This window comes from Longimonas sp. (assembly GCF_046498435.1).
GTDB lineage: Bacteria > Bacteroidota > Rhodothermia > Rhodothermales > Salinibacteraceae > Longimonas.
Genome location: NZ_JAWOAR010000089.1, coordinates 1 through 11,456, shown reverse-complemented (window position 1 = coordinate 11,456; position 11,456 = coordinate 1). Strand labels below are relative to the sequence as shown.

Here is an 11,456-nt window from a genome sequence, read left to right as displayed (position 1 = left end):
CCGAGGTATTGGTCCTCGTGCATCGAGCCGCAGCCGATACGGAACTGGACGGACACCACCGGGGCGGAGGCATCCGCCTTGAGCAGGCATTCGAGTCCGTTGTCGAGTGTGAACCGCTCGATCCGGTCGTTCTCGCGACGCAGCACGTCCACGACGCGCCTTGTGTGCGGGTAGCTATCCTCAACAAAAAGAGCGGGCTGCATATCCCCAAGAAGGATACGCAGCCCGTTTCGCGTTTGTACATCGCTTTTGCAAAGCATCTGTGCCTCGGAGCCGGTTGGCTCTGTGATGAGGCGTGGATGCGGTGGCATTAGTTATCGTTGAGGAGCCACAAGTCAATTTCGCGCTTATCGGTATTGGCGCTCACAATGCGCACGTTTACCGTATCGCCGGGGCGGTACGTGGTGCCTTTGTTCTTGCCGCGCATGGTGTACGTCTCTTCGTCGTAGACGTAGTAGTCGTCGTCCATGTCGCGCACGTGAGCCAGGCCCTCTACGAGCAGGTCATTCATCTCTACGAACACACCAAACTTCGTAACGCCGCTCACAACGCCCTCGAACGTGTCGCCAATGTGCGCCTGGGCATATTCGACCTGCTTCAGTTTGACAGACTCACGCTCGGCACTCTCGGCGTCGCGTTCTTTTTCGGAGCAATACTCGCAGCGTTCCTCCAGCCGCTCCGGGTCGGCTGCGTCGCCCCCGCTCAGGTACCGCTTCAAGAGGCGGTGTACTATCAGGTCGGGATAGCGCCGGATAGGACTGGTAAAGTGCGTGTAGTATGGGAAGTTGAGCCCGTAATGGCCGATGTTTTTGGTCGAGTAGACCGCTTTTGACATCGCTCGCAGGGCCGCTCGCGTAATAACGACCTCTTCCGGCTGGTCTTTAATCGCATCGATAAGTGCACCCAGGTCGGATGGGGTGGCATTGCCATCGGTGAGGGGCAGCGTATGGCCGAAGATCTCTACGTAGTTCGACAGCTTCTGGATGCGTTCGGCATCGGGCGTGTCGTGTATGCGGTAGATGAACGGCTTGGGGTTGTCGGTATCGGCCACATGGCGCGCGGCGGTGCGGTTGGCCAGCAGCATGAACTCCTCGACCAGCCGGTTGGCCGGAAGGCGTTCCTTTACGACCACATCGGTGGGGTGGCCTTTGTCATCGAGTACCACCTTGACCTCGTCGGTGCCAAAGTCAATGCCGCCACCCTCCATGCGGTTATTCGTTAGCAGGTTGGAGATCGAGTGCGCCCGCTTCACCGGCAGGGCGGCCTCATCGTCAGGATCTTCGCCGTTGATAAACGCCTGGGCCTCATCATACGTCAGGCGGCGCTTCGAGTGGATGACCGTCTCCTCGAATGTGTAGTCAACCAGCGTGCCCTGCTTGTCGAGTTCCATGATGCAGGAGAACGCAAGCGTATCCTCATTCGGACGCAGCGAGCACACCTGGTTCGACAGCTTTTCGGGCAGCATGGGTACCGTCCGATCTACCAGGTATACGCTGGTGGCGCGCTCCAGGGCTTCGTCGTCGAGCGCTGTATCGGGTTCTACGTAGTGGCTTACATCGGCAATGTGCACGCCGACCTCCCACGTCCCGTTACCCGTTTTGCGGATGTGCAGCGCATCGTCGAAGTCCTTCGCATCGTCCGGGTCGATGGTAAAGATGAACGCATCGCGCAGGTCGTGGCGGCGGTCAATCTCGGACTGCGGAATTGAAGTGCGGATGGCATCGGCCTCGCGCTGCACCGGTTCGGGAAAGTCGGTGCGCACGTCCATGCTCATGGCGAGTGAGAGCACCTGCACGTTGGGGTCGTCGGCATCGCCCAGCACCTGTAGGATGCGGCCTTCGGGGGAGGCGCGGCGGTCGGTGAACTGGTCGATCGACACGACCACTTTGTTGCCGTTCTTGGCTCCGTTGTAGGCATCCTTCGCAACGATCACATCTTGCAGGATGCGATTGTCGTCGGGCTGCACGATGGCATGCGAGCCCTGCGGACGGAATGTGCCGACCACGCGTGTGCGGCGGCGCTCTTCGACGTCCAGCACCTCGCATTCGCGCTTCTTGTCGGGGCTTTTTTGGGCCCCCACGGCTACGCGCACCAGGTCGCCATGCAGGGCAGTGCCCATGTGGGGCTCGCGGATGAAGTACTCTTCATCGCTGGAGGTGTCGCGCACGAATCCGAAGCCACGCGGATGCACGCTAAGTACGCCCAGCGTGCCGCGCTCAATGGACTTATGGGTGAACTTGTTGCCGTCGCGTTCGAGAAGCTCGGCCTCAACCAGGCGTTCGAGGGTGCGGCCAAATTGCAGAAAGCGCTGATTATCGTCGAGGTCGAGCGCCTGAGCAATTTCGTGGTCGTGAAATGACTCGTTGGAATGATCCTTCAGAAACGACAGGATCGCCTGGCGCATCGGAGAGGGGGAAACAGAAGTAGACAACGGGGTAACGTCGTAAGGAAAAAAGACAACAACAAAATAGGTTTGAGTCCCGTGCCGCTATTCAGGAGTCGCTGTCGGTCTCGTCGTCGGCCTCCTCGTCGGAGGCGTCGGGGAGATCGCGGCCCAGAATGCGCCGCCAGAGTGTGCCCCATGTGCGAAACTGAGTCTGATAGAACAGCCCAACACCGGTCGTGCTGGTAAGCGTTTGGCCCTGGGTAAGGTCATCGCCTATGCGGCGGTAGAACACCTCCATCGACACCTGATTGCTCAACCGGACTTCCACGGCGAACTCGCCCTGGGGCCCTGACTGTTGGGCGCGGAACTCGTCATTGCCTGTATACACGCCTTCGCCGCGAATGATTAGCCGTTCATCCAAAAGGCGCAGGGCTACGCCATAGATAATATCAAGATCATCGGCCGTTTCGCCCTGTACACCCACGTTAATGTCTACATTCGGGAGGGCCTCACTCAGATAGCGGTTTAGCTGGCTGGACACGAGCTGCGATACGCTGTTGAACGCCAGCTGGCCGCCGGTATTCGCCAGCCGTCCGGGTTCGTTGGGGCCAGACCCGTTGCCTGCAATGTTATCGGTGGTGAGCAGGAAGGTGTTGGTCAGAAGCACGCTGGTTGCAAACTCGGTCATGCGGGCATCCTGATTGAGGAGCGCATCGAACGTCTGTGAGCCGATGCGCTGGTCGCGCTGGTCGCGGTCGAGCGAGAGCGAGAGCGCCACCTCGGGCGTCTCCACGCGGCCGGTAATATCCAGGTCAATCACGACGGGAATGCGGGCACTGCGCTCCGAAAAGCCGGGCAGCCCGGCAGGCGAAGCGCGTGTGCGGAACGCTGCGTCGATGTCGAGTTCTGCGTTGATCGGATCGCCATCCCACGAGAGCGTCCCCTCGTTGATGCTGAACTGGCGGACAAACACCTCGCCAGCGGTAAACAGGTAGGTGCCGCCCACCACATCCATCGAGCCAAAGATAGAGAATTCGCCGTCTTCGCGCTGAAGCTGTACGCGTCCGGTGGCCTCGGTCGTGATGACATCGCCCACCAGAGCGTCAAACACGATGTGGAGCCGCCCACCGCGTGTGGCCTCAACATTTAGGTCGATCTCCATGCCATCCAGAAAAGAGGCTTCGCCAGCAGGTCGGTCGGAAAAGATGTTGGAGCGCTGCGTCAGCTCATTCCAGTCAAATAGCTGGCTTGTCGAATCCGCATAGATAAGAAAGCCACTGGAGGAGCCGCCTGCCTCCTCAACAACGGGGATGAAGACTTCCGTGTCTTCGGAGGTGCGCGCATCGTTTGAGGTGAGCGTGGTGTTTGAGAGCGGGCCGGTAAGTTCCAGGGGGCCCGAGGCGCGGATAAACCCGTAGAAGGGCAAGTCGTTGGCCCGTGGCACGTCCATAATTGTGAGGTTATCGACGTTGCTTTCCAGGTCAAACGAGAAGAACTGATAGTCATTGAAGAGAATACTTCCGCCGATCTCGGCTGTGCCATCGTCGCCATCGGCAAGCTGAGCGTCTTGCAGGTGGATGCCCGTGCGGTCAACCTGAACGGGGCCGTCGAGCGAGTACGAAAGGCCAAAGCGGGGAATCGAAAATGCACCGTCTACGGTCAGGTCTGCATCGAAGACCGGACGGCTCCAGCGCCCGGTGATTCTGCCTGTGCCTTGCGTAGCGCCCTCGATATCGCTGAGCACATCCGCAAAGATAAAGTCGAAGAAAAACAGATCAGCCCGTTCGATGTCGAGCGTCAGATCGATCCACTCGTCGTCGTCCCAGCCCGGAGCGGTTTCGGCAATGCGCAGGCGTCCCCCCAGATCCAGGCGGTTCTCAACAACGTGTTGGATGCCATCGGGCACAAGCGCCCGTGTGGCGTCGTCGGGCTCTTCTACGTCTGGCGAGGGAGTGATAGAGAGCGCCATTTCCAGCTCTGGATCGCCCGCAATGTAACGCGTGGTGGCTGAGAGGTCTCCGATCAGACGCCGGTCGAAGGAGAGTTGGGCAATATCGATATTTCCGGTGCCTATCGGGGTAGACCAGGTGCCTGCGACTTGCAGATCGCCGTTGACCTCGCCTCCAAGAGGTTGCGACCATCCTGCGAGCTGCGACAGCGGCAAGAGCTGCACGTTGTTCAGCGCCACATTGAGCTTGTCCTCGGGGTCGGGTGAGAAGCGCCCATCGATGATAATCGACTGCTCCACCTCCTGATTGGGGAGCGAGGCATCGCTGGTAAGCTCCAGGGGCATGCCCGTCATGCGATCGGCGTAGAGCCTCCATGTGCTGGGTGCCGCGTTGCGCCACTCGTGGGGGCCTGCGGTGGCACTGATGTGTTGAATAATCAGTTCGTTGCGCAGATCGAAGGCACGCAGGTCGGCTTCCAGCCGAATCGGACCGGTGTTGTTACGCTGTGCTGTGGCAAAGGAGAGGTGCCCCTGGCGTTGTTCATACGCAAAGTGGAGCGTAGGCTCGAAGAGAGAGGCCGCCGGTGCGGTGAACATGTCGGCCTTGCTTTCGGTGCGCAGGCGCAGGCGTTCAGGAAGCGGCCCGGCACTGTCGGCTCCCACGTCGAGCTGAACGTCTACGTCGCGTGTTTGCACGGGACCCATGTGCAGAGTGGCTGCGGTGAGATGCAGGCTGGTGTGCATCGAATCGGGGCTGGCATAGACCTCGGTCTGCACAGCGAGGCTGTCGGCCGTGTCGGGAGCCTGGGGGAGCCAGGCGCGCAGCACCTCGGGGCGATGCAGCTGCATCGTGCTCTCCAACGAGAACGCGCCGTCGGCTTCGGCAGGAGGATTCCAGGTAGGAGTGGAAGGCGCGCGCACTTCTGAGGCTGGCTGAAGCGATGGCGCTGTACCCAGATCGGGCGTGGGGATTCCATCGGCGGCGTGTTCGTACGCGATGGTGGAGGCTACAGCGCGGGCCCAGGCCGGAAGCAGCTGCAAACGCGGAGCCGTCCAGCCGGTGCCGTTTGCTATGATAGAGAGCACATCGCCGCCCACAAACAGGCGAGGCACGCCGCGTGTTGTGTCCGAAGGAGGGGACAACTGCGCCGTGATCGTATGCTCAGGAAGCGAACGCGACTCGGCATCCATTTCGGTCTCCATCTCCGCGTTCGGGTGTGGCGTGACCGACGACGAGTCGACAGTCAGGTTGAGCGTGCCTGCTTGCAGCGTTCCAGCTCCGATCGTGGCCTGGGCGGTGAGCGTACCGGTGAAGTCGGTCTGCTGCCAGCGATTCATCCACGGACTGGTGTCGAGTGCGGACGCGTCGAGCGTGGCATCAAGCGTGGTGGTGTCTGATGCATTCAGTTCCCACGTAGCGGTAAGCTGCTGCATGGCTGTCTGCACGAAGGTGGTGGTGCCGCTGAAGGTGCCTTCGTTCAATGTGAGGCGGCTTTGCACGCCTTGCAGAGGGCCGCCAGCCACCATCGACGGAGCGAGTTCGATGTCGGCGTTGGCGGTGGCTGTGCGTGCATCGGTGCCCGTGCCTGAGAGGGTGGCGCGCCCTGTGAGGACGGTCGGCTCGGGAACGGTGTTGGGCAAAAACGCACCCAGCGCGAGTTCTTCGGTGTCAAGCGTGCCATCATATGCGAGCGGATCGCCAGCAGCCCAATCCAGATCGGCGTTGGCCGCTACCTGGCCAACATCCGATGCCAGGTCCACCTCAATGGATCCTCTGGCGGAGCCAGGCCGCCAGTCGGTGAGCCGTTCAGGTTGTGCCGCTGCGCGCACCTGGCCGCGCCCGTATGCTTCGCCGGAAAGCGGGAGCACGTCGCCCAACGCAGCAGGCAGCGGACGGGCTCCCCATGCAGCAGCCACATCACGCGTCATATTTTCGGCGCGCAGGGTACCCTCCACGTCAATATCGTTCGGGAAGCCCACGGCAGTGCCTTCGGCGCTTAAGGTGGCTCCGTTGTGTTGGATCTGCAGCGTCTCCACGGTTAGGTCTGAGAGCGGGCCCTGCACGTGAGCATCGATCGTAACAGGATCCTGGTTAGGCAGGCGAGGCAAGAGACGGCCCCACTCCTCGAAATCGATCGGGTCGGCCTGTATGGCAAGCTCAAACGGGGCCTCGGCAGACAGCGTATCGCTCCAGCGGCCCGATATCTGCATCGAGGAGCCCGGCGTGGAGAGTGTGACGGGCTGAAGCGCCCAGCCGGCCTCGGTGCGTTCGAGTCGGGCGTCCAGTGCATCCACCGTCAGCGACGAGGCCGGGTGTGCAAGCCGGCGCAGGGCAACGTCAACGTGGCGCTCGGCTTCGCTCCACTGTACATCCATTTCAGCGCGGGGCAACTCGAACGTCGTGTTGAGGAGGTCGCGCATCCAGCCGTTGGCAATGGCAGCAGGAGGCGGCCCGTCGTGGCGCGTTGTGACGTGGGCATTGTGCAGGCGGAAGTGCGGAATCGAGAAGCTAAGGGGCGCGCCATCGCCTGGCGGACCCGTACGCTGGAAGGCCTGCGTTAAAGGCATGCCGTGCTCGGTCTGCTCGGCGAGCACATGCACCGTATGCACATCCACCGAGCGCAGCGTAAGTGTGCGATTTAAGAGGGTCTGCCAGGTGGGACGCAAGACCACCGAATCCGCCTGTGCGACCACGCGCCCATTCGGATCGCGCACCTGCACAGTACGGGCAAGGAGAGTGTTGATGAGGTTACCATCGAGCCGCTCGATATGCAGGCTTCCCTCAAACTGAGCGTTGAACTGCCGTTCGAGCTGGAGGCGAAGCCCGTCGCGCCCGACCTCGGTGCGGGTAAGTCCAAAGAAAACCACCAGCCCCAGCAGGCAAAGCGTGAGGATGCCAGTAGCTACGCGGCCAAACCAGGAGGACGAAGGCGAGCGGCTCACGAATAGAACAGGCCGAGGGTAAACAGCACAGACATCGTGTACACGACGAGCACGTTGTTTGGATTCAGCACGATACGGCTATGCAGTGGATTGTTGAACGAAATCCCAGGCACGCTGCACAGAGGCGCGCGAGCAGTCGCTTGCCACAAAGGGGTCGCCTACCGCATGCAGGAGCACAAACCGGATGGTGCCGTCTTGGGTCTTTTTGTCGTGTCGCATGGCCGTCCACAGTGCATCGAACGAAAGGGCTGACACGTCGGGGGTGGGCAACATGGCCAGAAGTGCGTCGAGGCGGGCGTGGTCAAGCGCCTGCGGAGCGCGGCGGTGCGACAGGTACAGCGCGGCACGCATGCCGAGCGCCACCGCCTCGCCATGGGCTACCGTGCCGTATCCGGCTACCTGCTCAATAGCGTGGGCAAAGGTATGGCCAAAGTTGAGCCAGGCGCGCTTGCCGGCTTCGCGGGTGTCTTCTGCTACAATCTGGGCCTTAATGTGCATGGCGGTACGCACAGCAGGCACGGTTGCGCTCAGGTCATGATCGCCCAAGATGGCTGTCAGATGCTGCTCGGTGTAATCGACAAGAGCCGGGTCGGCAATAAGCCCATGCTTGATTGCCTCGGCCATGCCGTTGATCCACTCGCGAGCCGGCAGCGTGTGCAAGGTTTCGGGGTCAACCAGCACGCCATGCGGTTGGTAGAAGCTGCCAATGAGATTCTTGCCCACCGCGTGGTTGACGCCTGTTTTGCCGCCGATGGAGCTATCCACCTGGGCCAGCAGCGAGGTAGGCAGATGCACCAACGGGAGCCCGCGCAGCAGCGTGGCCGCCGCAAACCCCCCAAGGTCGCCCACCACCCCGCCGCCCAGTGTGCACACCGGGGTCGAGCGCTCCAGCTCCAGCGGCAGCAGCGTGTCGTAGAGCTGCTCCAACTGGGCCATCGACTTGCTGCTTTCGCCGGGCGGTACCACCACCACATGAGGCGTCCACCCTGCCTCTTCAAAGGCATGCACGAGCGGCGAGCGATAGTGAGCGGCTACGTTCTCATCGGTAATGAGCACAACGCTGGGGCCATGCAAGCCCAGGTTGTTGAGATGCGCAGGCACTTCGGCCAGATGCACAAATCGTATCGGATACGTACGCACGTCGGTATCCACTGAAAGCGCGTCGGGGCGGATGCGGGAGGTAGGCATATCGGGCGGAAACATAGAAGCAAAGCAGAGGGAAGAGCACCGGGTCATACCAATCCGGGTGCCCCGTTGTGAGATCGCTTCTCTGCATAACACCGGATGGACTTCGTCAGTCGGCCTTTCGACCTGGTGTGGGTATGGACGGACGAATGGACGTACGAATGGATGGATGGATGGAAGTTGTACTCCTCCACCCGTCCACACGTCCATACACCAACGAAGCATGCAGAGTTGGTATCAGCCCAGTGCTACGTCGAGCACCATCATAACGGTGAACCCGACAAGCGCGCCGAGCGTGGCGGGGTCGGCATGGCCGTGGCGGTGCGACTCGGGAATAAGCTCTTCAATGACGACATAGAGCATGGCTCCGGCGGCAAAACCGAGGGCGTACGGCAAGAGCGGGCGGATGAATAGCGTGGTTGCAGCGCCCAAAACGGTGGCAAAGGGATATACCAGCCCCGAGAGTTGGCCGTAGCCAAAGCTCTGAAGGCGCGAGTAGCCTTCGCCTCGAATGGGAAGACTTACCGCCATGCCTTCGGGCAGGTTTTGTAGGCAGATGCCAATGGTAAGGGCCACGGCACCGGCCAGGGTCGCCCCCGCAGCCAGGCCGCCTTCGCCCGCGGCTGCGGCAAACGCTACGCCGATGGCTAAGCCTTCGGGGATGTTATGCAGCGTGATGGCGGTTACCAGCAGCGTAACGCGCTGCCACGACGTGCTAATGCCCTCGACCTCGCTTAGCGGAGCACCGCTGTGCAGGTGTGGAATGATCGCATCAGCCAGGCGGAGTACACCGCCTCCTGCCAGTACCCCAACGGCGGCAGGGAGCCATACAATCATGCCCTGGGCTTCGGCCATCTGAATGGACGGCTCAATGAGCGACCAGATGCTGGCGGCAATCATGACGCCGGCAGCAAAGCCAAGCATTGTATCCAAAAAACGCCGGTTTACGGTGCGCGCCGAAAAAACAAAGGCCGCGCCAATGGCTGTGGCGCCCCACGTTAGGAGACCGGCAACAAATGCCTGGGCTAAGGGGGACAGCGATTCGAGCGGGGCAAGAAACGCGGAGACATCCATGCAGAAAAGCGAGTACAGCAGGGGGCATGTAAAAACGCCTCAACCTGCACCGGGCAGCCTGAGGCGATTACAAAAGCGGCGGTCCGGACGGGACTCGAACCCGCGACCTCTGCCGTGACAGGGCAGCATTCTAACCAACTGAACTACCGGACCGTCGATTAGCGTATCAAAAAAAGGGCGGCGCTATGCTTTGTTCCTGTGGCCGAATCTAAGTTTCAGCGAATGGGCTTTGATAGATGGCTGCGATAGATGGCTGTCAGCCTGTGGGAATCATCGGGAATCTTCGCATCCAGCCTAAGGTATGTACGATAGGTATGTACGATAGCACATAGTATGACGTAAAATCAATACGCCTTCTACGCGCAGAGGTAACTGCTGCGTGTGCAGCACCTCGTATCCTTCGAATAGAAAACCGGGTGGGATTCTATGGCTTCTTCTGTATCTACAACCGCATCTACAACAGCGGCATCAGTTAATGGGGCAGCGCGCATTCGTCCGCTCAGCTTCAATCGTGGGGTGCTGCTCTTTGACGGGGTGTGCAACCTATGTAATGGCTTCATCAACTTCATTATTGACCACGACGAGGCCCGGTACTTTCGGTTTGGCACGCTGCAGCGCGAGCCCGCCCGGTCGTTTCTGCGGTCGGAAGGGTACGACCCGGAGGTGCTCGATAGCGTAGTGCTGGTCGAAAACGGACGCCTCTACCGCGAGTCTACGGCCGCGTTGCGGGTGTTTCGGAAGTTGGGAATGCCATGGGCGCTTCTGTCGGTGTTTCAGGCTGTGCCGCGCCCTCTGCGTGATGCCGTGTACCGCAGGATTGCCGCCAACCGATACGACTGGTTTGGCACGCGCAATCAGTGCCGCCTGCCCACTCCTGAGCTACAGGCGCTGTTTATCGATGACACCGACACGCCTGATGGGGCATCGCGCGCGTAGCGGCATTACACCTCAAGTCGGGCGCTGCAAATAGGAGATCGATTTTGAGAGCGGTTGTGTGCTATGGGTTCAGAAGGCGCACCGCTCCCCAGCGTCCTGTCATCCCGCCCCCTGTCGTCGGAACCAGCTCCTTGGCATTCGGCAGATACGGCGAGGCAAGGGGCCTGCCAACCTCGGAGGGAGATCTTTCCCCCGACAGGGGTCGCATTGGTGTCAAGGAAAGCTCAAGTGCGTCTGATAGGGGGTACGTCGCTACCCCAAGATTGACGTGTGACACAGCAGTAAGTGATCTCAACAATGGTTTTGGGGATTGCCGGGTGGATTCCCCTCCATCCTACCCGTCCTCCCCGAGGAGGAAGAAACCGTGGAACGCGTTCCTCAAGTCCCCCTCAGAGGAGGGGGATTTAGGGGGAGGGATTCCGTACAATCATATAGAGCACACACTTCTGTGAAACGTAGCATAGTGTCAACAGTCAATGTGTGGGTTACAACATGCCCCGTTTACATGCTGTCATCTTGAGCGGATACCGACAGCCGTCGGTAGGAGTCCTGACACGAGCGAAGCGACTGAGGAACGCAGTGAATAAAGATCTTCCCCAAGGTTGGCAGGGCCGTTCAATCGCCTATCGCCCCGCTGAGCGTCGACGAGATGGTTCGGCGTGCTCCGCACCGACAGCGTACGTGTTTAGCGACTTGTAGCCCGGGACGCGTGCAGTTCCGATAGCATTCGGCTCATAGGGCGCCGGGGACGCAAGCGGTCCCCGGCTATGGAATTCCCTTAGCCCGGGATCAGGAGCGGAGCGCTGGGAGCACCGCGACCGAGTACTCCTGGGGTGCGGATATCCCGGGCGATCATTGAGGCCCGCTAAACACATACCCGACAGCTGTCGGTGCGTCGCGTGCTCACCATGACAGGCTTCGTGGGAGGGTGATTGCAGAGCAGCCATCAAAATGAGGGTTGACAGAGCAGTAGCACCGTACGAA

At 60.7% G+C, this 11,456-nt stretch carries 5 protein-coding genes, 1 tRNA gene and 1 pseudogene; 1 reads left to right on the top strand and 6 read right to left on the bottom strand.

From position 1 onward, the window contains the following. From R6U20_RS03820 to R6U20_RS03795, 6 genes and pseudogenes are all read right to left on the bottom strand, one after another. Window positions 1-203 (bottom strand): annotated as a pseudogene (locus tag R6U20_RS03820) (hypothetical protein); the annotation flags it as partial. Window positions 204-310: 107 nt separating this feature from the next. Next, window positions 311-2,431, bottom strand: coding sequence for a ribonuclease R (gene rnr, locus R6U20_RS03815; protein WP_410336543.1), 2,121 nt, complete (start codon window positions 2,429-2,431; stop codon window positions 311-313). Between the two features lie 61 nt (window positions 2,432-2,492). Beyond that, window positions 2,493-7,277 carry a translocation/assembly module TamB domain-containing protein gene (locus tag R6U20_RS03810; RefSeq protein WP_410336542.1) on the bottom strand — a complete coding sequence of 1,595 codons (4,785 nt, stop codon included), beginning with the start codon at window positions 7,275-7,277 and terminating at the stop codon, window positions 2,493-2,495. 78 nt (window positions 7,278-7,355) lie between these two features. After that, window positions 7,356-8,465, bottom strand: a complete 1,110-nt coding sequence (aroB, locus tag R6U20_RS03805) for a 3-dehydroquinate synthase (RefSeq protein WP_410336541.1) — start codon at window positions 8,463-8,465, stop codon at window positions 7,356-7,358. Between the two features lie 234 nt (window positions 8,466-8,699). Continuing rightward, window positions 8,700-9,536 carry a ZIP family metal transporter gene (locus R6U20_RS03800; RefSeq protein WP_410336540.1) on the bottom strand — a complete coding sequence of 279 codons (837 nt, stop codon included), beginning with the start codon at window positions 9,534-9,536 and terminating at the stop codon, window positions 8,700-8,702. 79 nt (window positions 9,537-9,615) lie between these two features. Further along, window positions 9,616-9,689, bottom strand: a tRNA-Asp gene (locus tag R6U20_RS03795). Window positions 9,690-10,025: 336 nt separating this feature from the next. On the opposite strand from R6U20_RS03795, the gene R6U20_RS03790 reads away from it, so the two are divergent. Then, complete coding sequence (locus tag R6U20_RS03790) at window positions 10,026-10,472, top strand: thiol-disulfide oxidoreductase DCC family protein (RefSeq protein WP_410336544.1); 447 nt, start codon at window positions 10,026-10,028, stop codon at window positions 10,470-10,472. The last annotated feature ends 984 nt before the right edge of the window (window positions 10,473-11,456 follow it).

Bases quoted from the DNA above. Each gene is read 5' to 3' on its own strand.
- aroB (WP_410336541.1), bottom strand. From the start codon at position 8,465: ATGCCTACCTCCCGCATCCGCCCCGACGCGCTTTCAGTGGATACCGAC.
- R6U20_RS03800 (WP_410336540.1), bottom strand. From the start codon at position 9,536: ATGGATGTCTCCGCGTTTCTTGCCCCGCTCGAATCGCTGTCCCCCTTA.